Annotated in this window: 24 protein-coding genes and 3 pseudogenes; 20 read left to right on the forward strand and 7 right to left on the reverse strand. The window is 63.2% G+C overall.

From position 1 onward, the window contains the following. Window positions 1-14: 14 nt before the first annotated feature. Both KXV01_RS12415 and KXV01_RS12420 read right to left on the reverse strand, forming a co-directional pair. Complete coding sequence (locus tag KXV01_RS12415; protein ID WP_111096637.1) at window positions 15-491, reverse strand: hypothetical protein; 477 nt, start codon at window positions 489-491, stop codon at window positions 15-17. Window positions 492-583: 92 nt separating this feature from the next. Next, window positions 584-1,822: an NADH:flavin oxidoreductase/NADH oxidase family protein gene (locus KXV01_RS12420; RefSeq protein ID WP_111096638.1), complete on the reverse strand. Its 1,239-nt coding sequence runs from the start codon at window positions 1,820-1,822 to the stop codon at window positions 584-586. Between the two features lie 88 nt (window positions 1,823-1,910). Between KXV01_RS12420 and KXV01_RS12425 the strand changes: the two genes are divergently transcribed. Continuing rightward, on the forward strand, window positions 1,911-2,390 hold the full coding sequence (locus KXV01_RS12425; protein WP_111096639.1) for a MerR family transcriptional regulator: 480 nt from the start codon (window positions 1,911-1,913) through the stop codon (window positions 2,388-2,390). A 16-nt stretch (window positions 2,391-2,406) separates the two neighbouring features. Here the strand turns inward: KXV01_RS12425 and KXV01_RS12430 are convergent, their stop codons facing one another. Together KXV01_RS12430 and KXV01_RS12435 are read right to left on the reverse strand one after the other, a co-directional pair. Further along, window positions 2,407-3,618 carry an MFS transporter gene (locus tag KXV01_RS12430; RefSeq protein WP_111096640.1) on the reverse strand — a complete coding sequence of 404 codons (1,212 nt, stop codon included), beginning with the start codon at window positions 3,616-3,618 and terminating at the stop codon, window positions 2,407-2,409. Between the two features lie 129 nt (window positions 3,619-3,747). Then, window positions 3,748-4,167 carry an HD domain-containing protein gene (locus KXV01_RS12435; protein WP_049415052.1) on the reverse strand — a complete coding sequence of 140 codons (420 nt, stop codon included), beginning with the start codon at window positions 4,165-4,167 and terminating at the stop codon, window positions 3,748-3,750. Window positions 4,168-4,297: 130 nt separating this feature from the next. Here KXV01_RS12435 and KXV01_RS12440 point away from each other — a divergent pair, with 130 nt between their 5' ends. From KXV01_RS12440 to KXV01_RS12530, 19 genes and pseudogenes are all read left to right on the forward strand, one after another. Next, a complete protein-coding gene (locus KXV01_RS12440) occupies window positions 4,298-4,555 on the forward strand; it encodes a hypothetical protein (RefSeq protein ID WP_005417248.1) in 258 nt (85 codons plus the stop codon). A 35-nt stretch (window positions 4,556-4,590) separates the two neighbouring features. Then, window positions 4,591-6,270 (forward strand): type IV secretory system conjugative DNA transfer family protein, encoded by a 1,680-nt coding sequence (locus KXV01_RS12445; protein WP_049415055.1) that lies wholly within the window; start codon window positions 4,591-4,593, stop codon window positions 6,268-6,270. 424 nt (window positions 6,271-6,694) lie between these two features. Further along, window positions 6,695-7,141, forward strand: a complete 447-nt coding sequence (locus KXV01_RS12450) for a hypothetical protein (RefSeq protein WP_032954281.1) — start codon at window positions 6,695-6,697, stop codon at window positions 7,139-7,141. Between the two features lie 89 nt (window positions 7,142-7,230). Then, window positions 7,231-8,316, forward strand: coding sequence for a type IV secretion system protein (locus tag KXV01_RS12455; protein WP_263467824.1), 1,086 nt, complete (start codon window positions 7,231-7,233; stop codon window positions 8,314-8,316). Next, window positions 8,313-9,092, forward strand: coding sequence for a TrbG/VirB9 family P-type conjugative transfer protein (locus KXV01_RS12460; RefSeq protein WP_032954280.1), 780 nt, complete (start codon window positions 8,313-8,315; stop codon window positions 9,090-9,092). Before KXV01_RS12455 ends, KXV01_RS12460 begins: the two co-directional genes overlap by 4 nt. After that, entirely contained in the window at window positions 9,089-10,342 is a 1,254-nt protein-coding gene (locus KXV01_RS12465) for a TrbI/VirB10 family protein (RefSeq protein WP_099495542.1), read from the forward strand. The genes KXV01_RS12460 and KXV01_RS12465 overlap by 4 nt, the downstream gene beginning before the upstream one ends. A 14-nt stretch (window positions 10,343-10,356) precedes the next feature. Then, window positions 10,357-11,400 carry a P-type DNA transfer ATPase VirB11 gene (gene virB11, locus KXV01_RS12470; RefSeq protein WP_099495541.1) on the forward strand — a complete coding sequence of 348 codons (1,044 nt, stop codon included), beginning with the start codon at window positions 10,357-10,359 and terminating at the stop codon, window positions 11,398-11,400. Window positions 11,401-11,415: 15 nt separating this feature from the next. Continuing rightward, window positions 11,416-11,880, forward strand: a pseudogene (locus tag KXV01_RS20035) (lytic transglycosylase domain-containing protein); the annotation flags it as partial. A 580-nt stretch (window positions 11,881-12,460) separates the two neighbouring features. Further along, window positions 12,461-12,865 carry a TrbC/VirB2 family protein gene (locus KXV01_RS12480; protein WP_111096641.1) on the forward strand — a complete coding sequence of 135 codons (405 nt, stop codon included), beginning with the start codon at window positions 12,461-12,463 and terminating at the stop codon, window positions 12,863-12,865. After that, the gene (locus KXV01_RS12485; RefSeq protein ID WP_005417227.1) at window positions 12,858-13,166 is read left to right on the forward strand and encodes a VirB3 family type IV secretion system protein; all 309 of its coding nucleotides are present in this window, start codon (window positions 12,858-12,860) and stop codon (window positions 13,164-13,166) included. The genes KXV01_RS12480 and KXV01_RS12485 overlap by 8 nt, the downstream gene beginning before the upstream one ends. 80 nt (window positions 13,167-13,246) lie before the next feature. After that, a complete protein-coding gene (locus KXV01_RS12490) occupies window positions 13,247-15,688 on the forward strand; it encodes a VirB4 family type IV secretion/conjugal transfer ATPase (protein WP_099495539.1) in 2,442 nt (813 codons plus the stop codon). Beyond that, window positions 15,685-16,512 carry a hypothetical protein gene (locus tag KXV01_RS12495; RefSeq protein WP_236636397.1) on the forward strand — a complete coding sequence of 276 codons (828 nt, stop codon included), beginning with the start codon at window positions 15,685-15,687 and terminating at the stop codon, window positions 16,510-16,512. The genes KXV01_RS12490 and KXV01_RS12495 overlap by 4 nt, the downstream gene beginning before the upstream one ends. A gap of 76 nt (window positions 16,513-16,588) precedes the next feature. Continuing rightward, window positions 16,589-17,719, forward strand: coding sequence for a type IV secretion system protein (locus tag KXV01_RS12500; protein WP_241884533.1), 1,131 nt, complete (start codon window positions 16,589-16,591; stop codon window positions 17,717-17,719). A 68-nt stretch (window positions 17,720-17,787) separates the two neighbouring features. Continuing rightward, complete coding sequence (locus KXV01_RS12505) at window positions 17,788-18,291, forward strand: DUF4189 domain-containing protein (RefSeq protein ID WP_080281910.1); 504 nt, start codon at window positions 17,788-17,790, stop codon at window positions 18,289-18,291. A 209-nt stretch (window positions 18,292-18,500) separates the two neighbouring features. Continuing rightward, window positions 18,501-18,724 (forward strand): annotated as a pseudogene (locus tag KXV01_RS12510) (type IV secretion system protein); the annotation flags it as partial. Continuing rightward, on the forward strand, window positions 18,698-19,012 hold the full coding sequence (locus tag KXV01_RS12515) for a DUF4189 domain-containing protein (RefSeq protein ID WP_342633051.1): 315 nt from the start codon (window positions 18,698-18,700) through the stop codon (window positions 19,010-19,012). The pseudogene KXV01_RS12510 and the gene KXV01_RS12515, both read left to right, overlap by 27 nt. A gap of 1,157 nt (window positions 19,013-20,169) precedes the next feature. Then, window positions 20,170-20,706 (forward strand): hypothetical protein, encoded by a 537-nt coding sequence (locus tag KXV01_RS12520; protein ID WP_032954278.1) that lies wholly within the window; start codon window positions 20,170-20,172, stop codon window positions 20,704-20,706. 57 nt (window positions 20,707-20,763) lie between these two features. After that, window positions 20,764-21,771, forward strand: a complete 1,008-nt coding sequence (locus KXV01_RS12525; protein WP_049438157.1) for an XVIPCD domain-containing protein — start codon at window positions 20,764-20,766, stop codon at window positions 21,769-21,771. A 520-nt stretch (window positions 21,772-22,291) separates the two neighbouring features. Next, window positions 22,292-23,137 (forward strand): hypothetical protein, encoded by an 846-nt coding sequence (locus tag KXV01_RS12530; protein ID WP_241896231.1) that lies wholly within the window; start codon window positions 22,292-22,294, stop codon window positions 23,135-23,137. A gap of 52 nt (window positions 23,138-23,189) precedes the next feature. Here KXV01_RS12530 and KXV01_RS12535 read toward each other — a convergent pair whose 3' ends face one another. The 3 genes and pseudogenes from KXV01_RS12535 to KXV01_RS12545 all read right to left on the reverse strand — a co-directional run bounded on the left by KXV01_RS12535 (window position 23,190) and on the right by KXV01_RS12545 (window position 25,878). After that, complete coding sequence (locus tag KXV01_RS12535; protein WP_099495535.1) at window positions 23,190-24,518, reverse strand: XVIPCD domain-containing protein; 1,329 nt, start codon at window positions 24,516-24,518, stop codon at window positions 23,190-23,192. Continuing rightward, the gene (locus KXV01_RS12540) at window positions 24,515-25,168 is read right to left on the reverse strand and encodes a hypothetical protein (protein WP_099495534.1); all 654 of its coding nucleotides are present in this window, start codon (window positions 25,166-25,168) and stop codon (window positions 24,515-24,517) included. The genes KXV01_RS12535 and KXV01_RS12540 overlap by 4 nt, the downstream gene beginning before the upstream one ends. A 43-nt stretch (window positions 25,169-25,211) precedes the next feature. Then, window positions 25,212-25,878: pseudogene (locus tag KXV01_RS12545) on the reverse strand (hypothetical protein). Window positions 25,879-25,945 lie beyond the last annotated feature (67 nt).

Here is a 25,945-nt window from a genome sequence, read left to right on the forward strand (position 1 = left end):
GCGATGAAGCCCGTTCAGTCGAACTCACCCTCGGCCGATTCCAGGCGCTGCCGGTACGCCGCGCGGTGCTGGTACAGGCGCTGGCACTCGGTCGACCTGTGGATGCGGCTGCCGGGTTCATTGGCCACCGAGTCGCACATCCGCGCGATGTGATTGTTCTCCGCCAGTTCGGTGACGAAGAACACGGCAGTGATGCCGGTGCCAAGCAGCACGACATACAGCAGACGGCTGAGCCAGCGTGACAATTTCCGCTCGAAGTGTTGCTGGATGGTCAGGTCGAAGCGGATGATGCTGAGCACGATCCAGACGATGGCGACCAGGAAGCAGAGCGTGGGCAGCAGGTCGCGCCAGATGCCTGCTTCGTAGACCGACTCGCTGTAATGGACCGCAGCCCCGGCACCTGCGATGGCAATGGCCAGCGCCCAGTTGCGGCCCAGTGAGAGCAGGTCATCGAGCAGCTTCTCGTAGTTCCTGGTTGGTCCTGCTGCCACGAGGGTTCCTTCTGCGTGTTGCGACCGGCGACGGGCTGCCGCCGATCGTGCAGATGGTGGAGCATCGATTCGGTGATGAGAAGCCTGCCCGCTCAGTATCCTCCTGCGCGTGCACCGATCCAGCGCCGGTAGCGGCGGGTTCGGCACTTTGCGGCCGCCTGTGCCAGCAGCAGTGCCCAGACGGGCGAAACACCCGGCGCCGTGGGCCGGAGCCTGCTCAGCCGCGTCAACTGGTACTTCACTGCGGCCATGTGTGCGCTGGCGGCCAATGGTTTGCTGCGCCAGTCGATGGTGCGCAGTGTCGGTACCGGGTCGCGGCCCTGCTGCCAGCGGTGTGGCAGATCCGGCTCGATCGCCAGCGCGGTGGCGATGCCGACCATGGCCACACCGCTGTCAAGTACCTGATCGGCCACGGCGCGACGGCGGATGCCACCGGTGACCATCAGCGGCATCGTTGCCACCGTGGCGATCTCACGCGCGAACTCGAGGAAGTAGGCCTCGCGGGCCAGGCTGCGCTGGTCGCGCGCGGCACCGGTCATGGCCGGTGCTTCGTAGCTGCCACCGGACAGTTCGACCAGGTTCACGCCGAGCGGCGCCAGCATTTCCACCACTGCGCGCGCATCCTCGGGCGAGAAGCCACCGCGCTGGAAATCGGCGGAATTGAGCTTCACGGCCACCGCGAACGTGGGCGACACGGTGGCGCGCACCCCCTGCACGATCTCCAGCAGCAGGCGCGCACGGTTGTGCAGGCTGCCGCCCCAGCGGTCGTCGCGGCGGTTGGACAGCGGCGACAGGAACTGGCTGAGCAGGTAACCGTGCGCGGCATGGATCTGCACGCCACTGAACCCGGCGCGCTCGGCCAGCTCGGCGCTGCGGATGAAGCGGGCGATCACCTCTTCGATGTCCGCCTCGGTCATCGCCCGCGGCGGTGCGAACTGCCTGGACAGCGCGCCCATCTCCAGGGCGACGGCTGACGGCGCGAGTGCCGGTGGGCCGAGTGCGGCCGGCATCTGCCGCCCGGGATGGTTGATCTGCATCCACATCTGCGCGCCCCGTGAGCGTGCCGTTTCGGCCCAGGCGATGAAGCGGTCAAGGTGGCGATCGTCTTCCAGTACCACGCCGCCGGGGCCGGTCATCGCGCGGCCATCGACCATCACGTTGCCGGTGATGATCAGTCCTGCGCCGCCATCGGCCCAACGCTGGTAGAGCTGCAGCAGCGCAGCGGACGGCGCGTGGTCGGCGTCGGCCATGTTTTCCTCCATCGCGGCCTTGGCAATGCGGTTGCGGATGATGGCACCGGAGGGTAGTGCCAGGGGCGAGAACAGCGACATCGGACAGCTCCACGACAGGGGAATGGCGCTACGCTAACCTTCAAGTTTTATTGAAGGTCAACAGCTCCCATGGCGAGGATTCAGGCAGATGAAGATCGGTGAGCTGGCCCGCCTCACGGGCCTCGCGGCGTCGCGCATTCGTTTCTATGAAGACGCGGGGCTGCTGGTGGTGCAGCGCCAGGCCAATGGCTACCGCGACTATCCGGAACAGGCGGTGCTGTTGCTGGAGTTGATCACGGGCGCGCAGCGTGCAGGCTTCAGCCTGGAAGAGATCCGCGCCCTGCTGCCACCGAGCATGGGCCAGTGGCAGCATGAGGCGTTGATCACGATGCTGCAGCAGAAGGTGGCTGACATCGAAGCGTTGCAGCTGCGGTTGGCAGAGAGCCGGGCGCACCTGCTGGCCCTGATCGAGGACATCCGGGCGCGGCCGGACGGCATCGACTGTGCAGCCAATTCACGGCGGGTGCTGGACCGCGTGAAGCGCGGTGAGCTGGCGAGGCCGACCCTGGCGGCCGGCGATACAGCGTTGCTGCGACCGGATCGCCGTCGCCGCACAGGCAGCGACTGACGATCCGGCGCAATGTTCAGGGGCTGCCGGCGACGGCGGTCTCGCGCTTCTTGTCCAGCACCACCGCTGCGCACCACAGCAGCAGGCCGCCGATTGCGGTGGCTGCACCGACATAGCCGGTACTGGCCGGGCTGAAGCCGGCGCTGATCGCCATGCCGCCCAGCCACGGGCCGAGTGCGTTGGCGGTATTGAAGGCGGCGTGATTGGAGGCGGCCGCCAGCGTCTGCGCTTCGCCGGCCACGTCCATCAGGCGCGTCTGCAGTACCGCCGCCAGCGCGCCCATGGTGCCGACCGTGATGATCATCGGGCCGATGGTCCACACCGACTGTGCGGCCAGCGGATACAGCAGCAGCATCACGATCGACCACAGCAGCACCACGGCGGCGGCCTTGAAATGGAACTTGTCCACCAGCCAGCCACCGGCGATGTTGCCGATGATCGCGCCGATGCCAAACACGCCCACTGCCAGCGGCATCCACGATTCGGCCACGCCGGTGACCTGCACGAGGGTGGGGGCGAGGTAGGTGAACACGCAGAACATGCCGGCGAAGCCGACCGCACCGATCGCCAGCGCCAGCCAGACCTGGGAGGTGTTGAAGGCGCGCAGTTCGCGCATCGGCGAGGTACGCACTTCGTCCGGGTCCGGCAGCAGGAAGCGCGCGATCATCGCCACCGTGGCAATGGCCAGCACGCTGACCAGGGCAAAGGCGGTGCGCCAGCTCAGCTGCTGGCCCAGCCAGGTGGTCAACGGGTTGCCGACCAGGATCGCGATCGACAGGCCCAGCAGCACCCGCGACATCGCCTGGCCGCGCTGGCCGGCAGGACTGATCGCAGCGGCCACCAGCATCGCAACGCCGAAGTAGGCGCCATGCGGCAGGCCGGCGACGAAGCGTGCCACCAGCATCGTGCCGTAATTCGGTGCCAGCGCGCTGGCCAGGTTGCCGACCGCGTAGAAGCCCATCAGCGCCAGCAGCAGCTTGCGGCGCGGGAAGCTGGCACCCACGAAGGCGAGGATCGGGGCGCCGACCACCACGCCGATGGCGTAAGCGCTGATCAGGTGCCCGACCTGGGTTTCGGAAACCGACAGGCCGCGGCTGATCTCCAGCATCAGCCCCATGCTGGCAAATTCGCTGGTGCCGATGGCGAATCCACCCAGCGACAGGGCGAGGATGATCAGGGTGCGCTGGCGGGGCGTCAGCCGCGCAGCCAGGGAAGAGTTGGGGCTCATGCGGAGGGCGCGATGGGGCGGGGGGAGCCGTCCATTGTACTGCTGCACTGCAACAGGAGCAGCAGTACTCAGGGCAAATCAGCGTTTGATCGGTGACACGCCAAACCTCCGCGTCGCCTCGCGGCCGGCTCAGATGCCCAGCGCCGCCCGGGCATGAGCGTACTTGTCGCGAAGGCGCCCTGCCGTGGTCCCGTCCAGCATCGCCAGTCGCTGTGGATCGGCGTTGTCATCCAGATCGGCGCGCTTCACTTTCAGTGCCAGCGGGTGGGCGGCAATGCGCGCGTAGTAGCTGTCCGCGTCAGGAGCTGCATCGCGGTTGAGCAGTTGCACTGCCTCGCGCAGCGGCGCCGGAAATACCTCGATCCGTGCGGCAAACGCCGGGCAGTCCTCGGCCACGTCATGCAGCCAGGCCACCACTTCGGCGTCATCGTCGCCGCGCACCGCGGCTGCCACCCGCGCCACATGGCCGATATAAGGCTGGCCGGCCTTGTCGATCTGCCCCGCGTGGGCCTCGGTGGCCAGCGTACGGGCAAGTGCTACCCAGTCCATTGCAGTCTCCTTGGATGTCCGCGCACAGTTTCGCGCAAAAGCCGCAGCGGTTGTGGATGCGCCCATGACGCTGCCACGGGCATGATGGCGGAGCAGGGGGCGCAGTGTTGCCCCGACAAGGAGGAATGCGATGCAGGAATTCAGGCATGTGCTGGAAACCCGTGGCCGCTATCAGCTGGTAGCGGTGTCCTACGAGCCGGTGTACGCTCCCGGCGATGTGGTCGGCCATGCGGTCGTCGCCGACGATGGGGATCGTCTGACCGACCTGATATCACTGGCCGAAGCGCGCCAACGCTTGCTGCAACTGGTGCGTGAAGAGGGCGAGGAGCCCGGGCTGGAAAACGAGAACCACCTGCGGAAGAAGGCGTCGCGCTGGCGCCACCGCTAGGCCGTCGCGCCGCGTGCGCATCATGGAGGATTCGGGTGTTGCCCAGTAAGAAGTATCTGCTCATCGCCATCATCACGCTGGCGACCCTGCTGCTCGGTTTCGTGTTTTCCGGCTATCTGACCCTGCTGTTCCTGGGGCTGGACACCCAGCTGTTCACCTGGAACACCTACTACCAGTACGTCCACGCCATCGGCCAACCGCAGGTCGCGCCCTTCGTGGGCAAGATCAAATGGGCTGGCTACGTGGGCTTCGGCCTGCCCCTGCTGGTGCTGCTGGTCGCCGGCCTGGTGCTGCTGCTGAAGAAGGACAAGCGCTCGCTGCACGGCGATGCACGCTTCGCCACCGGCGCCGACCTGGCCAAGCACGGCATGTTCAAGAAGACTGGCCAGAGCATCGTGGTCGGCAGCCATGGCGGCAAGCTGGTGCGCCTGGACGGCCAGCAGTTCGTGATCTTGGCCGCGCCGACCCGCTCGGGCAAGGGCGTGGGCGTGGTCATCCCGAACCTGCTGGAGTACGGCGAATCACTGGTCGTGCTGGACATCAAGCAGGAGAACTTCGACCTGACCAGCGGTTGGCGCGCCAGCCAGGGCCAGGAGATCTACCTGTTCAATCCCTTCGCCGAAGATCGGCGCACGCACCGCTGGAACCCGCTCAGCTACGTCTCCGATGATCCGGCCTTCCGCGTCTCGGACCTGATGAGCATCGCCGCGATGCTGTATCCGGACGGGGCCGAGGACCAGAAATTCTGGGTCAGCCAGGCGCGCAACGCGTTCATGGCCTTCACCCTGTACCTGTTCGAGAACTGGGACGACGAGCGCAGCAGCGGTTTCCCGGGCGGCGCCGGCACGCCCACGCTCGGTGCGGTGTACCGGCTGTCCTCCGGCGACGGCACCGACCTGAAGAAGTACCTCAAGACCCTGTCGGAGCGGCCGTTCCTCAGCGCCAATGCGCGTTCGGCATTCGCCAACATGTTGTCCCAGGCTGACGAGACCTTCGCCTCGATCCTGGGCACCTTCAAGGAACCGCTCAATCCCTGGATCAATCCGGTGCTGGACAAGGCCACCAGCTGCAACGACTTCCTGCTGACCGATGTCCGCAAGAAGAAGATGACCATCTATATCGGCATCCAGCCGAACAAGCTGGCCGAGAGCCGGTTGATCATCAACCTGTTCTTCAGCCAACTGATCAACCTCAACACCAAGGAACTGCCCAAGTCCAACCCGGACCTGAAGTACCAGTGCCTGCTGCTGATGGACGAATTCACCTCGATCGGCAAAGTCGAGATCATCGCCTCGGCGGTGTCCTACATGGCCGGCTACAACATCCGGCTGCTGCCGATCATCCAGAGCATGTCCCAGCTCGACGCCACCTACGGCCGGGAAGTGTCACGCACCATCATCACCAACCATGCCCTGCAGATCCTGTACGCGCCGCGTGAGCAGCAGGATGCCAATGACTATTCGGACATGCTGGGCTACACCACGGTGCGCAGGAAGAACGTCACCCATGCCCGCGAGAAGACCCACAACTTCACCGAGGAACGGCGCGCGCTGATGCTGCCGCAGGAGCTGAAGGCGATGGGACCGGACATGGAGGTGTTCCTGTACGAGGGCATACCGCATCCGGTGAAGTGCGACAAGATCCGCTACTACAAGGACCGCTATTTCACTTCGAGGCTGCTGCCGAAGGTGGACGTTCCGATGCTGAACGTCTAATTCACGACGCTTAATTTGTGAACTTGATTCGTAGTTAAAAATGTGAATTCGTGATTTCGGTCAAGAATTTGGCATTTGTTCATGGATTTTCAGACTTGTCTGACATGGAATTGACGCGTGGTTGTGCGACCCTGTGCCTGTCGTCCAGAAGTGTGTGCTGGATGTCGGAGATGTAGCAGCAGGGTGGCCAGGAGTTTGTGCCATGGAAACAAGGATGGTTTCGACGTTGGTGAGGTATGCGGATGTGTTGTCGGCTGCGCCGATGGCCCCGCGACCTGGTTGGCAGCCTTTGGGCTGCAGGGGAGCCGGAGTGGGTGCGCTGCACACAGCGTGTCCCTCCGATTCCGGCGTGCGCGATGCAGCGCCGGACGACCAGGGGACCAATGCTCGGGACTGCTTTTTCGTACGTCAAAGTGAAGCCCGTATGAATCAGGCGTTTATCGCGAAAATGTCCATCGCCGCAGTGGCGGCGCTGATGGTGGCCGGTTGCGCCACCAAGTCCGCTCCGGATTTCGGAGGCCGCTGGAAGCCGGTCAACCGCTTTGCTGCGACGACGACCGAAATTCCGCTGTACTCCAGCTACGTCTACCAGGCCTCGCCGATGGATGGCACGCTCAAAGCCATGCTCGAGCGTTGGGCCAAGGATTCCGGGCGCACGCTGGACTACCGCCTCAGCTCGGATTTCACCCTGTATGGCGCGGTCTCGAACATCGACACCACCAACGCACAGCAGGCCGTGATCGATCTGACGGCGGCCTATGCGGCGCAGGGCATCTCCGTCTCCATCGTTGGCAACCAGATCGTTGTGCAGAGCGCTGGCTCGACGCCGACCGCGTCGGCACAGGGCGCTGATTCCAACAGCGGCACCTGAGTCCACCTCGAAATCATCGAACGTGCCGCTCCCCGCGCCTGTCGCAGGGGTGCCACGCCCATTGATGTTTCAGCAGTACGGAAGAATCCATGTTCCGCAAGAAGGATCCCGGCAATAGTCCCAAGGTCGAGCAGTCGGTCGCCAAGGCGGTCAGCTACGAGATCACCGTGGCCGACATGGCACGCCGCAGCGAGCGGCGCGCATGGTGGGTCGCCACAGGCTCGTTGCTGATGTCGCTCGCACTGGCAGGCGGCTACTACTACATGCTGCCGCTGAAGGAGAAGGTGCCGTTCCTGGTGATGGCCGATGCCTACACGGGTACGGCAACGGTCGCGCGCCTGAGTGGCACGTTCCAGGGCGAGACGATCACCACCAACGAAGCGATCAATCGCAGCAACGTCGCCCAGTACGTGCTCGCGCGCGAATCGTACGACTCGGCAGTGATGGGTCTGCGTGACTGGGAGCTGGTGTTCGTGATGTCCAGCAGCCCGGTTGCTCAGAGCATGCGTATGCGATACGCGGGAAGCAACCCTCAGAACCCGTTTGTGATGTATGGCCGCGAAAAGGCCATTCGGGTCAAGATCCTGAGCATCACGCCGCTGGGGGCTGAGCCGAACGGCAGCTTCCGCGGTGCGTCGGTGCGCATCCAGCGCAGCCTGTTGGACAAGCGGACCGGAGCATCCAGCTACCTTGATAATCAGCTGGTGACGATGCGCTTCGAGTACAACCAGAACCTGGCGTTGTCCGAGCAGGATCGCATCCTCAACCCGCTGGCGTTCCAGGTCACCGAGTACCGCGTCGACAACGACTACTCGCGTGGCGTGCCGGTGCCGGATGACGGTGCCATGCAGGCGCAGGCGCAGCAGGCCGCACAGGCCGCGCAGCAGGCGCAGGGTGTCTACGATCCCAATAATCCTGCCGCGGCCACGATGATCGATCCGGCCACCGGCCAACCGGTCGCGGCTCCGGCCAACGGCCAGTTGCCGGGTCAGCCCGTACAGGGTCAACCCATGCCGGGTCAGCCGGTGCAGGGGCAAGCAATGCCGGGGCAAGCAATGCCGGGGCAAGCAATGCCGGGGCAAGCAATGCCGGGGCAGGCCCTGCCCGGACAGCCGGCCATGAGGCCGGCGCAGAACAATTCCACCGGAACTGCTGATGGAGCAAGCAACCGATGAGTAGTCGAAATATCAGGGGAAGCGCGCTGGCGCTGCTGTCGATGTTGTCGTTGCTGTTCTCAGCAGCGGCGATGGCGCAGGCGGTTGACCACTACGAGTACGAGAAGGACCGCATCTATCCGGTTCGAACCGGCCTGGGCCTGACCACCCAGATCGAGTTGAGCCCGAACGAGAAGATCCTCGACTACAGCACCGGCTTCAGTAGCGGCTGGGAACTGACCCGTCGCGAGAACGTGTTCTACCTCAAGCCGAAGAACGTCGACGTCGACACCAACATGATGGTGCGCACCGAGACCCATTCGTACATCTTCGAATTGAAGGTTGTGGCTACCGACTGGCGCCAGCTGGAACAGGCTCGTCGCGCGGGCGTGCAGTACAAGATCGCCTTCGTCTATCCCAATGACACGGTTTTCGGCGTCGCTCAGGAAGCGGTCGAGGAAGAGGCCAAGCCGTTGTTGAGCTCGGAACTGGCCAAGGACCGGCAGTACAACTTCAACTACTCCTATTCGACCAGCAAGGCGAAGAAGATGGGGTGGCTGATCCCGGTCAACGCCTATGACGATGGTCGTTTCACCTATCTGAAACTGCCGAATTCGCCGGAGTACAAGACCGGCATCTTCCCGGCGGTGTTTGGTCGTGAAACGGAATACGGTGAAGACTTCGTGGTCAACACCACGGTTGAAGGCAATACGCTGATCGTGCACGGGACGTACCCGTACCTGGTCATCCGCCACGGCGACTTCGTCGTCGGCCTGCGAAGGAACGTGAAGAAATGAGCCAGCAGAACACTCCCGGAAACGACCCGAACAACGGACGCGACGAGAGCCAGAGCCCGTACGGCGCACAGGGGGCCGCAGACGCGCAGTCGAATCCCTACTTCGGCACGACTCAGGCCGAGCCCGCGCCGGATCTGGATGCGGCCGCACCGCAGCTGCGCTCGGCCGAAGAGCAGCGGTTGAACCGCAAGGCGCTGCTGTTCCTCGGCGGCATCGTGCTGTTGCTGATGGCAATGGGCTTCCTGCTGTTCCGCAAGGGGCAGGATGATGCGACCGAGCAGAACAAGCCGCGGGAAGAGGCACGTGCGACGACACCACAACTGCCGAGCGTGGGTACCGCAGCTGATCCGGCGCCGCCGGTGGCTGTTGCCGATCCGATTCCGATGCTGCCGCCTGCGCCCCAGCAGGAAGTGCCCATGCCCGGTTTTCCGTCGGCGAGCAAGCCAGACGAAGATCGCGGGCCGACGTTGATGGACCGTCGCATGGGCAGCGGTTCCGGGGTAGGGGGTGGTGACGCGGGCGCGTCGTCCGGCAGCCAGAACTCTGACTACAACCAGGCGATGATCGCTGCCATGCAGGCAGCAGCAAATCCTCAGCCCCAGCCGCAGAAGGTCCGCCGTGGCCCCGACGTGGAAAATGTCTCCAGTGCCGCCTATATCCGTAGCCCTGACGCGCTGCTGGTTCGTGGCACGTACCTGCGATGCGTGCTGGAAACGCGGATCATCACCGACGTGGCTGGCTACACCTCGTGCCTGCTGACCGAGCCGGTGTACTCGATCAACGGTCGTAACCTGCTGCTGCCGAAGGGCTCCAAGATCTATGGCTCCTACGGCGGTGGCCCGATCGGCAAGCGCGTGGAAGTGATCTGGGATCGCATCACCACGCCGAATGGCATCGACGTGGCCATGTCCAGCCCTGGCACCGATGGCCTAGGCGGGGCAGGACATCCCGGACAGTACAGTGCGCACTGGGGTAGCCGTATCGCCTCGGCGCTGATGATCAGCCTGATCGCAGACGCCTTCAAGTACGCCGCAGCCGAACACGGTCCAGAGTCGACAACGGTCGCCAGCAACGGCTTTGCGGTGCGTTCTCCCTACGAGAGTGCAACCGCTCGCACCATGGAGCGACTTGCCAACGAGGCGCTCAGCGAGCGCCGCCCGCCGACCGTGACCATCAACCAGGGCACGATCGTGAACGTCTACGTCGCCAAGGACGTCGACTTCACCAACGTGCTGCACCCCCGCCGGTAACCCAACGAACGATCATGGACGCCGAAGTGTCACCCCTCGCCCTCGTCTCCAGCGATTTCCTGCGCTATCAGTACGAAGTGCTGGGCATCGCCGAGTACATGACCTCTCCGGAAGTGACGGAAATCTGCATCAACCGTCCCGGCGAGCTGTACCTGGAAACCCGGGCGGGGTGGCAGCGGGTGGAGGTGCCGAGCCTGACGTTCGAGCGGGCCCGGCAGTTCTGCACGGCGGTGGTGAACGAGAGCAACACCGGCCAGCGCATCACCGATGCCGATCCGGTAGTTTCGCTCACGTTCCCCACCGGCCAGCGTGCGCAGTTCGTGATTCCGCCCGCGTGTGACGCTGGCAAGGTGTCGATCACCATCCGTCTGCCGTCCAAGCACACCAAGTCGCTCACGCAGTATCACGAAGACGGCTTCTTCAATCAGATCCTGGAAACCGATGGCAGCATCAGCGAGCAGGATCGCGAGCTGCTGGAGCTGCGCCATTCGCGTGAGTACGCCGAGTTCTTCCGGCGCGCGGTGATGTACCGCAAGAACATCGTGGTATCCGGCGCGACCGGCAGCGGCAAGACCACCTTCATGAAGGCGCTGGTCAACCATATCCCGGACAACGAGCGCCTGGTCACCATCGAGGACGCGCGCGAGTTGTTCCTGACCCAGCCCAACGTCGTGCACCTGTTGTATTCCAAAGGCGGGCAGAGCACCAGCAATGTGACGGCCAAGAGCTGCATGGAGGCCTGCCTGCGCATGAAGCCCGAACGCATCATCCTCGCCGAGCTGCGCGGTGACGAGGCGTTCTACTTCATCCGCAACTGCGCGTCCGGCCACCCGGGGTCGATCACCAGCTGCCACGCGGGCAGCCCGGAGCAGACCTGGGACCAGCTGGCGCTGATGGTGAAGGCTTCAGCCGAAGGTTCGGGCCTGGAGTTCAACGTGATCAAGCGGCTGTTGATGATGACCATCGACATCGTTGTGCATATCAAGGCGCATGCCGGTTCGCGCTACATCACCGGCATCGACTTCAATCCTGGGCGTGCCCAGGGGCAGGAGGGCTGAGGGATGCTGCCAGGACTGGAAATGATGGCGTGCCCGGAGATGGCCGTCTCGATGGATGTGATGCAGCACGTCATCAACGTCGAGTCATCGCGCAACCCCTACGCCATCGGCGTGGTGGGCGGTGCACTGGTGCGCCAGCCCAAGGCGCTGGATGAAGCGCTGGCGACGGTGCGCATGCTGGAAGAGAAGGGCTACAACTTCTCCATCGGGCTGGCCCAGGTCAATCGCTACAACCTGGGCAAGTACGGCCTGGATTCCTACGAGAAGGCCTTCCAGCAGTGCCCGAACCTGCAGGCCGGTTCGCGCATCCTCGCCGAGTGCTACAAGCGCTCCGGCGGTGACTGGGGCAAGTCGTTCAGCTGCTACTACTCGGGCAATTTCGAGACCGGCTTCCGTCACGGCTACGTGCAGAAGATCTACGACTCGATGCGCCGCGGCCAACAGGTCGCCAGCAATGGTGTCGCACCGATCGACGTGGTCAGTCGGGGTGAGCGCCGCGCGGTGAAGGTCGAGCATCACCCGCAGCTCGCTTCGCCGGCGCAGGCGCGCATCGTTGCGCAGTCCAATGGCCCGGTGTACGTGCCGTCGGAAGATCCCGCACGCGCCTATGTCGTGTACCCGTCCACCGGTGCGATGGCGCGGGGCAGTCTGCTGAATCTCGCCGACCAGGCGCTGTCCAAAGTGGTGCTGGGTTCAGTGGACAGGATGATGCAGCCCCAGGCGCAGCCCATCCAAGGGGCCGCCTATCCCCAGCAACAGTCCGGTGGCATGCCTCAGCAGCTGCCTCAGCAGGGTGCTGCGCAGGCCATGGCCATGCCGCAGCAGTTGCCGGGTGCTGCCGGTGCCAGCAATGAGGGGCCGGTGATGCTGCGGCCCTGGAGCGAGCGCAACCAGCCTGTGGCGGGTGCCGACAATTCGTACAACGCGCCGGTGCAGGCTGCGCCGGTGCAGCAGATTCCCGCAGGGGATGCGGCCTTCGTGTTCTGACGAAGTCGTGGTGCGGCCAGTCCCCCGGCTGGCCGATTCAGTTGTGTTAGTCCATCAACAAGGAAATCAATCCATGAAGCGATCCAATCTCGACCTCGTCCAGGCCCAGCGCACGCTGAAGACCCTGCTGATGGCCACCCTCTTTGTTGGTGCGCTGTTCGCTCCGGAGGTCTTCGCCAATCAGGGCGGCGTCAATTATGGTGGCACCGAGAAGAAGGTATGTGGCTTCTTCGACAGCATCAATGGTCTGCTGAACATGGCCTCGATCGCCGTGGTGACCATTGCCGTCATCTTCGCCGGCTACCAGATCGCCTTCGCGCACAAGCGCATTGGTGATGTGGCCCCGATTCTGATCGGTGGCGTGCTGATCGGTGCCGCTGGCCAGATCGCACGTATGCTGCTGGGTGACGACTATGGCACCTGCGAAGGCAAGACCGCCATGCTGATCCTGCAGGCTGTCCAGTATTACAGTGCATAAGAACGTCGTCTTCCGCGGCTGCACACGTCCGGCAATGTTCCTGGGCGTTCCCTACCTGCCATTCTTCATGGTGGCAGGTGGGTTGCTGCTGCTCAGCATGTATACGAACTTCTGGTTCCTGCTCACCATTCCGGTGGCGGTCTTCATCATGCGGCAGATGGCCAAGCGTGACGAAATGATCTTCCGCCTGTTGGGCCTGCGCCTGCTGTTCAAGCTGAAAGTCCGCAACGTGCAGGAACACGATGGCATGTGGGTGTTCAACCCCAACCATTACCGCGACAAACCGGCCCGAATGGACTGAGGTCCGGATCCGGCCCGCGGGCGCAAGCGTCCGTCGGGTCTGTTGAAACTTCTTGGCAGTACCTCTTTGGAAGCAGTCGTATGTTCAGCCCTGACACCTCCATCAGTGAGTTCATTCCCCTGTCGACGCATGTCGCCCCGAACGTGGTAAAGACCACGGGTGGCGACTACCTGTTGACCTGGTACCTGGAAGGGCTGCCGTTCGTTGGTCGCGAGGAATGGGAGCTGGAGCACCGGCACAATACGTTCAACCGCCTGCTGCAGACGCTGAGGGCGCCGGATTTCGTCAATGTCGCCTTCTGGGTGCACGACATTCGCCGTCGCCGTACGTTGAAAGGCAAGAGCCACTACAAGCAGCGCTTCAACCAGGACGTGTCCGACCAGTACATGGGCATGCTGTCCTCGCAGCGCATCATGCAGAACGAGCTGTACCTCACCATGATCTACCGCCCGGTCGTAGCCGGGAAGCGCTTCGTGGAAAAGTCGGCGAATGTCGAGCGCCTGCAGGCCGAGCAGGAGCAGGCCATCGAGAAGCTGATGGAACTGGCCGGCAACGTCGAGGCCGTGATCCGCGACTATGCGCCGTACCGCCTGGGCATGTACGAGGCCAAGAACGGCGTGGTGTTCTCGGAAACGCTGGAGCTGTTCGGTTACCTGATCAATCGCATCGACGAACCGGTGCCGGTGCTGTCGGCGCCAATCAAAGATTACCTGCCGGTCAGCCGGCATATGTTCTCGGCCAAGACCGGTGACTTCGTCATCAATACCCCCAACGGTGCCAACCACTTCGGCGCCATTCTGAACATCAAGGAGTATGCCGAGGGGACTTACCCGGGCATTCTCAACGGCCTGAAGTACCTGGACTACGAGTACGTCATCACCCATTCGTTCAGCCCGATGGGGCGTCAGGATGCGCTCAAGGTGCTCGACCGCACAAAGGGCATGATGATCTCCTCAGGCGACAAGGCAGTCAGCCAGATCGTCGAGCTGGACCAGGCGATGGACCAGCTGTCGTCGGGAAATTTCGTACTGGGCGAGTACCACTTCATCATGGCGGTCTACGGCGACAGCCAGGCCAAGCTGTCGCAGAACGTGGCCACGACGCGCGCCGAGTTGTCCAATGCGGGTTTCGTGTCGACCAAGGAAGACCTGGCGGTCACCTCGTCCTTCTATTCGCAGCTACCGGCCAACTGGCGCTATCGCACCCGCCTGGCCAATGTCAGCTCGCTGAACTTCCTGGGCCTGTCGCCGCTGCACAACTTCGCGACCGGTAAGCAGCACAACAACCCGTGGGGCGACTGCGTCACCACGCTGCAAACCACCAACGGCCAGCCGTACTACTTCAATTTCCATGCGACCCATCCGTCGGAGAATTCGCTAGGCGAGAAGGCGATTGCCAACACCATGGTGATTGGTAAGTCGGGTACCGGTAAGACCGCGCTGATCAACTTCCTGCTCAGCCAGGTGCAGAAGTACGAGCCGTCGCCGACCATCTTCTTCTTCGACAAGGATCGTGGTGCGGAGATCTTCGTCCGTGCCTGCGGTGGCAACTATCTGGCCCTGGAGAACGGCGCGCCGACCGGGTTCAACCCGTTCCAGTGCGACAACAACGAAGCGAACGTGCAGTTCCTGGCCGACCTGATCAAGGTGCTGGCCGGCAAGCGTGAGTACAGCGCCCGCGAGGAAGAGGATATCTATCGCGCTGTAGAGAGCATGCTCGATACGCCGATGCACCTGCGCAGCATGACCAACTTCCAGAAGAGCCTGCCCAACATGGGCGACGATGGGCTCTACGCGCGCATGCGCCGCTGGACCTCGGGCAATTCGCTGGGCTGGGTCTTCGACAATCCCGTCGACACTGTTGACCTGAGCAGGGCCAACATCATCGGCTTCGATTACACCGACATCATCGACAATCCCGAAGTGCGCGTGCCGGTCATCAATTACCTGCTGCACCGCCTGGAGTCGCTGATCGATGGCCGTCCGCTGATCTACGTGATGGATGAGTTCTGGAAGATCCTGGACGGCGAGGGTGGCCTGAAGGAATTCGCGAAGAACAAGCAGAAGACCATCCGTAAGCAGAACGGTCTGGGCATCTTCGCGACGCAGAGCCCGGAGGACGCGCTGAAGAGCGATATCTCCGCCGCGCTGATCGAACAGACCGCCACCCTGATCCTGCTGCCGAACCCGAATGCCAGCAAGAGCGATTACATGGATGGCCTGAAGCTGACCGAGGCCGAGTTCAAGGTGGTTACCGCGCTCGACGAGCGCTCGCGCTGCTTCCTGGTCAAGCAGGGCCATGCGTCCAGCGTCTGCCAGCTCAACCTGCGTGGCATGGACGACATCCTGTCGGTGATCTCGGCCTCGACCGACAACATCGACATCATGCATCGCGTGTTGCAGACCGCTGCAGTCCGCAACCGGATCACCGTGGACGAGCTCACGCCGGAGCAGTGGTTGGAAGACTTCTACAAACATCGAAAAGGGTCCGGGAAGCGGGCCGAGCAGGAGGAGACGGCATGAAGACGCTCGCTCAGACGAACAAGGAAACCCCCATGACAACTGAACTCCGCCGCACTCCGGTGCGACGCAGGCGCTTCGCGCCGATGATGGCCGCAGTGTTGACCCTGGGCATGACCATCAGTACAGGCACCAGTCCCGCGCAGGCGATGACGGTCTATGACCCGTTCAACTGGATCATGAATTTCATGCAGGAAATGAAGGCCGGTCAGGAATATCTTCAGACTGCGCAGCGTTGGAGTGAAACGGCTCAGCAGTACTCCAAGACCATCGACAACTGGATGTCCAAGCTCCAGAACTGGACCCAGATCATTGCTTCCCCCCTGATGCCGCCGACTCCCGCGCTGACGAAGATTCCCGAGAACTGGAACGTGGCCGAGAAGTGCGGCGGCGATTCCATGATCAGCATGAATGGTCTGATGGCAGTGCTGAACATGAGCCCGGGCGGAGACATCGGCGCGCAGCAGCGTGCGATCTGCTCTTACATCCAGGTGCTTGAGAACAAGAAGTACAACGAGACTGTCGAGGTCGTGCAGATGTCCATGCCGGCGATGGAGCAGATGCTTCAGCAGCTGCGCCGGATCCGCAACGCGTTCAAGAATGAAGGCGCACTGCAGGAGGATATCTCCAACAATACGGCAACCTCGGTCGAGCTTGAGAAGGCCTTCAAGAAGTGGGAGACCACCATCAAGGTCTACGACCAGCAGATCGCTGCCTTGCAGGGACGGCAGAAGAATCTGGCCGAGCGTGCGTTGCGTGGCGAGCGCAACCCGATTGGAAGTGTCATCAAGGCCGGCGCGCTGAAGGCCGCGCTCTCCACCAAGTGAATCACGTGCGCAACGCACTCCAGCAGGGCCCCGACGCGGGGCGGGTGATGTGATGAGTCAGGGAATGATGCACGGTATGGTGTTCAATGATCTGTTGCACGGCACGTTGTTCGCCTCGGTGGGCGACTTCGTCTTCTTTCGGCTGATCCTGGAATATCTGCGCGAAGAGATCACCAATTTCGGCAACGGTATCCTGAGCCGGATGATGACCTGGGTCGGCACGATGGCGCTGGTGCTGATGACGTTATGGGTGCTCATCCAGGGCTTCCGCATCGTGACTGGGCGAAGCCGTGACTCGATGGCTGCGTTGATGACGAACATGGCACGGGCGGCACTGATCGTTACGGTCGCTACGTCGATGGCCATGTTTGGGACCAAGCTGCAGAACTTCCTGACTGGCGATGTGCAGGACCAGATCACCTATATCGTGACCGGAAAGAAGTCGACCGCCGAGGAATTGATTGATAAGAACCTGGGTTATATGCAGTTGGCGCTCACGTCGGTGAGTGTGCTGGATGTTGCCGGCGACGTAACGCTGGATAGCGCAAAGACCCGTGCGATGTGGTTCATTGGGCTGGGCACCGGCGGACCGGCCGTTACGGCGGGCGCCATGCTATTGCTGTACCAGATCGCAATGTCATTGTTCATTGGTTTTGGTCCGCTGTTCATCCTCTGCCTGCTGTTTGAGCAGACAAAGTCCCTGTTCCAACGATGGTTGTTCTATGGCATCGGCACCATGTTCTCGATGGCGGTATTGGCTGCGATGACCGGCATTGCCATGGAAATGGTGGCGCGCGTGGCGGCTTCGTTCTGGGGCGCGTCTGCGCTGGGTGCACTGCTGGGGTCGAACCTGACCGAGGGCATGAGCAGCATGGCGCTGCAGCAGGGCGGCATGGGACTGATCCTGACGACGCTGATCCTGACTGCGCCCCCAATGGCTGCGATGTTCTTCCAGGGCACCCTGGGTACCTTCATGGCATATTCGCAGATAGGTGGTAGCGCCGTGCCGACCTCGCCGGGTCCGAATGGGCAGCCGCCGGGTTCTAGTGGGTCGGGTGGTATGTTTACGCCTCCGGCGCCAGCTTCGAACTCAAGTACCGGTGTGTTAGCCAACCAGAGTGCGACACCTAGGCTCCAAGGTCAGGGCGAAGTGCAATCTACTTCAGGCCCAGGTTTGCGGGGCAATGCTCCCTCCGGCAACACTTGATTGATCAAAATTGTCGTCAATGGAATCCCGTCCTCATGAAATCCGTGTTGCCTGCATTGATGGTCCTGATGGTTGGAACTGCTTGGAGCATTGATTCCGCCTTGGCGGAGGGGAATTGTCCGCCTGGCTTCTATCCTATAGGTGGCCAAGGGGTGCAGGGTTGTGCGCCGATTCCCGGGGCAAGTGGCGGTGGTACAACCGCCCCTGTTTCACCGCCTCAACCTTCCGGTGAGTGGATCACCACTTGGGGAGCGATTGCCACCTCCAAGCGCACTTCCGATGCTGGTGTATCCACTGGTCAGCGAAAGAAAAGTGGCGCGGAAAAAGAGGCGCTTGGCAAATGTTCCTCGGCGGGTGCAAAGGATTGTCAAGTGGTGCTTGCCTACTTCAATCAATGTGCCGCGTGGGTGGTGCCAAGTGGACAGACGGGGCGGGGAGGTTCTGGCATAGGAAGAGGGCCAACACTTGAGCTGGCGGAGCAGGAGGCGCAGAAGGGCTGCACAAATGACGAAGCTGGGGCCTGCAAGGTCTTTTACACTGACTGCACAAAGCCCATATTCAGGACTTACTGAAACAGTAGAATTGAATCTGTTCTGAGGACCTCGGGACTCTACATATGAAGCGTCAGATCTCGCGCTTCGGGGAGGAGACAGGTTTGTGTGCGGATGATTTGATGGCTGAGCCTCTACTATGTTGAGTTTGCAATCACTTCGGTGAGCCAGCGGAAGTTATTGTAGATGTACTCAGACCAGGTCAGCGCGTGTCGCGGACAGATCATCGGCTTGGTAACGGTGGACCGGCCGATACAGCAGGCGCATGCTGTTGCTGTACCAGATCGCAATGTCATTGCTCGTTGGTTTAGGTCCGCTGTTCATCCTCTGCCTGCTGTTTGAGCAGACAACGTCTATCTTCCAGCGCTGGTTGTTCTATGGCATCGGCACCGTGCTCTCAATGGCGGTGTTGGCTGCGATGACCGGCATTGACACGGAAATGGTGGCGCGCGTGACGGTTTCTACGGGGCACCGGTCAAAGAAGGAGGCGGAACGCAAAGCCGTCTCAGAATGTGCTGCCAGCGGATCAAGCGATTGCAGGGTCAGCATGACCTGTTTCAATCAGTGCGTTTCCTGGGTCATCCCGAGCGGAAGGACCGGAAATGGCCTGTCAGGAATTGGCACCGGTCCGACTCCGGGTGATGCCGAGCGGGCTGCTCAGGGAGTCTGCAAGAATGACCAGCCGGGAGCCTGTGCTCCCGTGTATGCAAATTGTACCGAGCCCTTGTTCAGGAAGTACTGAAATGGCCGTGCTCGGGATGATTGCATTGACGCGGATACGGGAACGCGCCTTCGAAATGATTCCGATGAGGCTAGGCACACTTGTTTATTTTGAGGCTCTGCATGCGTAATTGGACACTCCTTCTGGGGCTAATTGTCTTCCCCGCAGCAGCATTCGCTGAGGGGAACTGCCCGCCTGGCTTCTACCCAATTGGAGGACAGGGTGTTCAAGGTTGTGCACCGATTCCCGGGACTGCGGCGTCAGTCCCTCCCTCACAAGCCCCAAGGCAGGCGCCTAAAGGTGAGTGGGAGAAGCGGTGGGGAGCTATAGCCGAGGGCGCGGTTTCCTCACAGGGAGGGAGCAAGCCAACGGGCACAGCGGTTTCCCAGAGAACCGAGAGTCTGGCTCAGTCTGTCGCGTTGGACGCGTGCAGGAAAGCTGGAGGTGGCAGTTGTCGAATTACTATCTCGTACTACAACCAATGCGTCGCGATGGCTGATCCGGTCGGGGCGCTGAATCCTGGAGCGATCACTGTTTCGTGGCGTGCAGAAACAGTAGATTTGGCCGAACGTAATGCGCTGCGTGAATGTCGCGGGGATCGCAATCAAGCTTGCGAAGTTGTGTACTCAGCCTGCAGCTTGCCGGAATTTCGTGCCTATTGATGCTACGTAGCAGTCAGAGGTCATTTCGTCTTGTCTAGCAGGGCGCGCTTGAGTCCGATGTTCCTTTATCGCTAGAGACCGCAGGACATATCTCGCGGCAGCCGAATTTCAGAGCATACTTCTGCTATACGGCACGAGAGCATTCTCCGATCTGCAATCTCTGCAGGACACCTACGTTGACCCATTTTGCTGAGTGGGCATTCATTCACGTTAGCCGCGCCTTTTCTGTGATCAAGTGCGCTTTTCATCCCAAGCCCCCTTCGACGAGCGCTGCCTCCTCGAAGTAAGCTGCGTGCGCGTCAAAATCCCGACGCGCCGGTGCCATCGAACGCAGGAGCTTTTCCGTCCATGAGGACTGTGTCCCCCCGCGGTGCGGGTGACGCTTGCCACCATCGCGGTTGCCGTGGGCTCGGGGCTATCATCCGCCATGGCGGCCGCCGGGCACGTGCGGGGCACCGCCCCGTTTCCGGCCTCCGCTCGGGAACTGGCAAGACGGGATTGAAGGAGTTGCAGGGGATGGAGAAGGGGAGTGGCGTACATATGGACAATGCCTTGGCGTTCGTTCCGTCCGGCGCGAACCTGCTGGAAGCCGTGCGCGGTGATCTGACTGGCAATGGTTTCCAGGACCAGCTCCTGGTGATCGACCAACCTCCTCCGGAGGGCTTGCTGCCCGGCGAGCACGGGCCCAACCGGGTGCTGTTGTTGCTGCTGGGCGACGCCACGGGCCGATGGCAGTTGGCGGCGCGCAACGACAAGCTGGTGCCGTGTTCCACCCGGGGAGGCATTGCCGGCGATCCCTTCGCCTACGTGACCATCGAGGATGGTGCGTTCAGTGTGATCACCAACGGCGGCAGTCGCGAACGCTGGAGCAGCGTCTACACGTTCCGGTATGCACCTGCCGAGCAGGCGTGCTGGGTGCATGGCGTGCAGCGCAGGGTGGTCGACACCGAGACCGAAGCCACCCATACGCGTGACTTCTCGGCCGCCGAACTTGGCCGGGTGCGGTTCGAGGATTTCGATCCGTCCGTCGTCGCCGACGTCAGCTTGCCCTGAGTGCCATGCCGGTGAGGAGGCGGGAGTACCCAACGATGATCGAGCAGGAGTTTCACCGTGTCGCAGGATAGGGAGTCGCAGCTGTTGCGGCAGGCCACGGAGGCCGGCATGACCTCGTCCCGGGAACTGGCCAACTTCATGGCGCAGGCTGGGCACGAGTCCCGTGGCCTGAGCCGGCTCAATGAGAGTTTCAACTTCACCCGGGGTATCTCGCAGATCCCGGTGGAAGCGGCGTGGCGCAATGGCAATGGTGCGCTTGAGAGCGCGCGCCAGGAGGCGCTGCGTGGGCGGCCGGAGAACCTGGCCGAACTGATGTATGGCGGGCGCATGGGCAATGACGCGCCTGGCGATGCGCTGAAGTATCACGGCCGTGGCTATCTGCCTCTGGTCGGCAAGGAAAATTACGAGCGCGCCGGCAAGGCGCTGGATCTGGACCTGGTAAATCACCCGGAACTGGCGGCGCAGCCCGAGCACGCAGGCCGCATTGCCGTGTGGCAGTGGCAGACGCGGGTGCCGGAAGCGGCGCGCGAGGACGTGCGCGAAGCGACGCGCGCGATCAATGGTGGCCTGAACGGCATCGAGGCCCGCCAGCAGCGATTCGAGGCGTGGCAGCAGAAGCTGACGCCTGATGTGATGGCACGGCTGGAGCGGGGCGAAGTCGGGGCGCCGGCCCAGCAGGCCACCGTGCGCGACATGTCGCAGCCTGGCGCGCCGGGGCATGCCCTGTTCCAGGGCGCCCGCCACCATCTGCAGCAGATGGGACCGCAAAGCGGTCTGCGCAGCGTGCAGGAACTGGACAATGCCGCCGGCGCACTGGCGCTGAGCGCGCAGAGGGCGGGGATGTCGCGCATCGATCATCTCCTGGCTGGCAACGACGGCCGCACGTTGTTTGCCGTGCAGGGCGCGCTGGGTGACCCGGCCATGCTGCGGGCTTCGGTCGAGCGCGAACAGGCGGCACAGCAGCCGCTGGCACAGAGCAGCCAGCAGTTGGCCGCCAACGTCGCCCAGCAGGACCCCGCGGCCGCGCTCGCCCGTGAGCAGGAGCAGCGCTCTCGATCCCTGTAGCACCTGATGCCGGCGGGCAGGGTGCCCGCGGGCGTTTTACGTACGACGCGTGGCGCCCTGTGGCGCCGACATGGAAACCCACCCGTAAGGACACCACATGCGAATCGTTCCCCCGAATGCCCGGCACGCCGCTGCCCGCTGCAATGCATCCGTGCGCCGCCTGCCGCCGCTCTGGCTGCTGTCACTTGGACTTGCCGCAGCGTTGGCACAGGCTCAGGAGACAGCGGCACCCGCCGTGGAGACGCGCCCCGCTGCGGAGGCAACCGTTGACGCGCCTGCAACGTCTGAGCCCGTTGCAGCACCCATGGCGGCCGAGGCTGTTGTCGCGGCACCGACTCCCGAAGTGCCGGTTGCCGTGACACCCCCTGCGACACCGGTGGTGGACACGCAGCCGGCGCCGGCTGCGGACCCGGCGCCGGCGCCCGTTGCGCCCGCAGCGGCGGCGCCTGTGGCTGCACCGCCTGCCGCCGTCGAGCCAACCGTTCCCGCGGTAGCACCCGCTCCGCCCGCATTGGCCATCGTGTCGTTGCCGCCCGAGCAGGCGACCGAGCGGGCGCTCGGTGCCCGCTGCCCGGTGGATCTGGCCGGGCGTCTGGCGACCCAGGGCGACCTGCTGATTGGCGCCTGCCAGGGCACCATGCCGGCGCATCTGGCCGCGTTGCTGGTCGCGCTGCCCGTGCAGGACATCCACCTGCCGCGCAGCTGGCGCGAGCGTGAGGTGCGGCAGAAGGCCTGGTTCAAGGCGGTGCCGGGCTACGGCCAGCGCCCGGACTTCATCGTGCGGATGGGCGACATCTGGGTGCGCTCGCTGGAAGGGCGCGACGCCGACAGCACGTTCTATCTGGTGTCGGCGCCGTTCACCTGCAGCGACCAGGTCGCCAACCGGGATGAGTACGGCGCGGAGCCGGTCCGCGTGCCAGCGGGTGATTGCCGCGAGGCCTACGTGGGCCAGCGTGTGTACCAGGTCCGCGGGGACGCCGCGCCGAGGGATGTGACCGCCGATGCCATGCCGGCCATGCCCCCGGTGACGGACGCCGACCGTGCGCGCCAGCTGTCGCGTGAGGGACGGATCAGCCTGGACCATAGCAAGTTGCAGTACGGCCCGGCCATGCGCTGGTTCGTGCAGTATCCGGAGTCGGCGCAGAAGGGCGGTCCGCGCGCCTACAGTGACTGGAACCGTGAGCACATCGCGTTCGTGGTCTGGACCGGTGATCGCTTCGAGCTGCGCGAGAAGGTCGCGCGCGCGCAGTGGCCCTGTGACCCGGTGGCACCCGGCGATCGCGCCTGTGGCGGATTCCCGGATTCCGGGCCGGATCTGTTCGTGACGGCCGGAGCATCCGTGCCAATGGCAGCGTCCAGCCCCTGAGCCGGAGTTTCGAAGTGATGCGGGAGCCGGGCTGACCGGCTCCCGCGCTGCATCAGGCCTGCAGGCTGCGGGTCTGGTTCTGTTGCTGCTCCAGCCGCTGGTCGCGCTCCAGCGCAACGCGCTGGCCTGCGGCCTGCTGGTCGATGCGCTGGCTGCTCTGTTCCAGCGGGGTGTTCATCGCCACTGCCGTATCCACCGACACGCGAAGGTGGGCCGGGTCGCCGCCCTGGCCCTGCACGGCGAAGCTGCGCGAGGCATCAGCATTCATGACCACTTCGTCGATGCGCTTGCCGCCTGCTGCGTGCATTTCGGCGGCCAGGCTGCCTGCCAGTTGCGTGCTCATTACGTCCGGTACCCGGCCGACGCGGACATCCTGCGCGTGCACGCCACGGATCGCGTCGTTGAACAGTGGGTTACCCACATGGTTGGCATCGTCCATGCGCAACATGCTGGTGTGATGGCCGTTCTTCTCCGCTTCGCGGCGTGCCGGCTCACCGGGCTGCAGCGGGCCGCGGATGTGGTCGTACAGATCGATGGCGCCGCCCGGGATGCCGCGTGCCGCGCGGGTGACGCCGCGACGCAGTGACTCGACGTCATCGCGGTACTCCTCGATCATCCGGGCGTTGTCTTTTGCCAGCTGCTGCGTTTCCGGGTGCTGCAGCACCGAGCCGTCGCCGAGGAAGTTGCCCAGCTTGTGCGCGCCGAACGAGCTGCCTGCGGCGATGATCGGCCGGTCGGGGATAAGGGCGCGCAACGAGTGATTGCTGAAGCCGTTCGCGGCGAGCGTGCTGATTTCATTCGGCCTGGCGTAGATGCGCACCTGGCCGAAGTGCGGCGACGCCGCGCTGACCGGATCGGAGGCCATGACATGGTTGATCATGGTGTTGCCGCCTTCCGGGATGCGGTAGCTGAGGCTGACCGCGCCATAGGCGTTGAAGGTCTCGCCCTTGACATTGAAATGGTGCGAGGTGATCTGGGCCAGAGCGCCGCCGAGGGAGTGGCCGGTGACGGTGACCTGGGGAGCAGGTACGCCGTTCAAGCGAGACTGAAGCGCGACGCCTTCAAGCGTCCTCTGTGTCAAGGCAATCGCGTCAGGAGCCTGCACGTTCGTGCGTGCAACCACCATGCCGCCGTCGGTCAGAATCGCATCGCGAGCGATCTGCTCGGTGCCGCGATGCGCAATGACGATCTCTTTGGTGTCTACTCGCTGATAGACGGTGCCTTGATAGCCGTTGAGGCGATTATTGACGTGCTCAAGTATCTTGTACTCATGGCCGTTTAACGTGACTTTTTCCTCTTGGCCGGGTTCACGTCGGCCGACGGCCCGATCCTTGTAGGCGTCATCAGATAACGCGGCGTAATCCTGGGAGGTGATGGTCACGGCGCCACCTCGCTTGCGGAGAGGGTGATCGTAAACAGCTTGTCCTGAAGATCAGGGGCGTAATTGCTGCGATTGGGCTCGCCACTGGCGGGAAAATTGGGAACGCGATCTGCCTTCGGATAGACCAGATCCGGATAGTAGAGCGTATGTGCGCCACCTTCGGTCAGCGGCTTGGCGTCGACGAAGGTGAGGAAGCGAGTCTCTTCATCAGCACCCGTTGCCTTCAGCATTGCCCCGGCGCCGGTAAACTCCCACCTGCACACGCCACGACCGTAGTAGTCTTCATCCAGCATGCGGTCCACATACAGCGTGCCCCGGTACTCGCCATCAGCGACCTTGCGCAGTTCCACCGGCTCCTGGCTGGTAATCCGTGCAGCCGTGCCGGTGGCCGGCTCGATATAGCCGCATTGATCTTCGTTGGTGACGTCGTACTGGGCCACGCCCTTGACCAGCGCGAAATCGCCGGGGGCGTCCTTCAGGCGCAGCACCAGTTCATAGGCCTTGCGCGGGCTGGGGTTGAGCTTGGCGAGGCCGCGCCCACCCTGGGCGACATCGGCTTCAGCAGCGGCACGATCCTGGTTCATGGCGGTCTCCGGATGGCAGGCGGTCAACAGAAGCAGAGCAAGGCACGGAATCATCTTGTGGCGCAATGTCGGCCTCCTGGTGTGTAAGGGTGAATGTGGCACTGGCGGCTCATGGCACAAGCTTCTGCACAGTGGTGGTGGATGAGAACAGCGCGTTGCGTAGTTCCTCCTTGTAGGCCGACGGATCTTCTTTACCGCTGGCAGGGAAGTTGGCAGCAAGCTCGGCACGGGGATAGGCAATCTTCGGGTAGTAGAGAGTCAGCGGCGATCCTGCATCCATGCGCTCTTTATTGACGTAGGTCAGGAATCGCGTATCGCCTTCGCCGTTGGTCGCACGCAACATCGCGCCAACACCGGTCAGCGTCCAGTGGCAGGTACCGCGATCGTAATAGTCCTGGTCCTGCATGCGGTCCGGGTAGACCGCGGTACTCGTTCTCGCTGACCTTGTGCAGGGTGACGGGCTCCTGGCTGGTGATGCGGCCTGCAGTGCCTGTGGCAGGCAGTACCCGTCCGCAGTCTTCGTAGTTGCTGACGTCATACTGGGCCACACCTTCGGCGACCGCGAAAGGCCCAGGCGCGTCCTTCAGTGTCAGCACCAGTTCGTAGGCCTGCTTCGGCGCCGGGTTGAGTTTGGCCAAGCCGCGTCCACCCGCGGCGACGTCACGCTCGGCATCGGCGTAGGGCGAGCATGCCGCCAGCGGGACGAGGGCGAGCAATGCGAGCAGCGGCCGTCCCCTGAGTTCGGGGCGAGCTACACCCATGTCGCGATCCTGCATCGTGCGTCCATGTCCATCTATCCTTCCTGGGTGGCAGGTTTCTCGATTATGGAACGTGCCGGGAGCG

It is taken from the genome of Stenotrophomonas sp. Ps181 (assembly GCF_025697425.1).
Taxonomy (GTDB): domain Bacteria; phylum Pseudomonadota; class Gammaproteobacteria; order Xanthomonadales; family Xanthomonadaceae; genus Stenotrophomonas; species Stenotrophomonas sepilia.

Coding starts and splice junctions, on each gene's coding strand:
- KXV01_RS12420 (WP_111096638.1), bottom strand. CDS start 1,822: ATGTCGCTGTTCTCGCCCCTGGCACTACCCTCCGGTGCCATCATCCGC.
- KXV01_RS12425 (WP_111096639.1), top strand. CDS start 1,911: ATGAAGATCGGTGAGCTGGCCCGCCTCACGGGCCTCGCGGCGTCGCGC.
- KXV01_RS12430 (WP_111096640.1), bottom strand. CDS start 3,618: ATGAGCCCCAACTCTTCCCTGGCTGCGCGGCTGACGCCCCGCCAGCGC.
- KXV01_RS12435 (WP_049415052.1), bottom strand. CDS start 4,167: ATGGACTGGGTAGCACTTGCCCGTACGCTGGCCACCGAGGCCCACGCG.
- KXV01_RS12440 (WP_005417248.1), top strand. CDS start 4,298: ATGCAGGAATTCAGGCATGTGCTGGAAACCCGTGGCCGCTATCAGCTG.
- KXV01_RS12450 (WP_032954281.1), top strand. CDS start 6,695: ATGAATCAGGCGTTTATCGCGAAAATGTCCATCGCCGCAGTGGCGGCG.
- KXV01_RS12455 (WP_263467824.1), top strand. CDS start 7,231: ATGTTCCGCAAGAAGGATCCCGGCAATAGTCCCAAGGTCGAGCAGTCG.
- KXV01_RS12460 (WP_032954280.1), top strand. CDS start 8,313: ATGAGTAGTCGAAATATCAGGGGAAGCGCGCTGGCGCTGCTGTCGATG.
- KXV01_RS12465 (WP_099495542.1), top strand. CDS start 9,089: ATGAGCCAGCAGAACACTCCCGGAAACGACCCGAACAACGGACGCGAC.
- virB11 (WP_099495541.1), top strand. CDS start 10,357: ATGGACGCCGAAGTGTCACCCCTCGCCCTCGTCTCCAGCGATTTCCTG.
- KXV01_RS12480 (WP_111096641.1), top strand. CDS start 12,461: ATGAAGCGATCCAATCTCGACCTCGTCCAGGCCCAGCGCACGCTGAAG.
- KXV01_RS12490 (WP_099495539.1), top strand. CDS start 13,247: ATGTTCAGCCCTGACACCTCCATCAGTGAGTTCATTCCCCTGTCGACG.
- KXV01_RS12495 (WP_236636397.1), top strand. CDS start 15,685: ATGAAGACGCTCGCTCAGACGAACAAGGAAACCCCCATGACAACTGAA.
- KXV01_RS12500 (WP_241884533.1), top strand. CDS start 16,589: ATGGTGTTCAATGATCTGTTGCACGGCACGTTGTTCGCCTCGGTGGGC.
- KXV01_RS12505 (WP_080281910.1), top strand. CDS start 17,788: ATGGTTGGAACTGCTTGGAGCATTGATTCCGCCTTGGCGGAGGGGAAT.
- KXV01_RS12520 (WP_032954278.1), top strand. CDS start 20,170: ATGGAGAAGGGGAGTGGCGTACATATGGACAATGCCTTGGCGTTCGTT.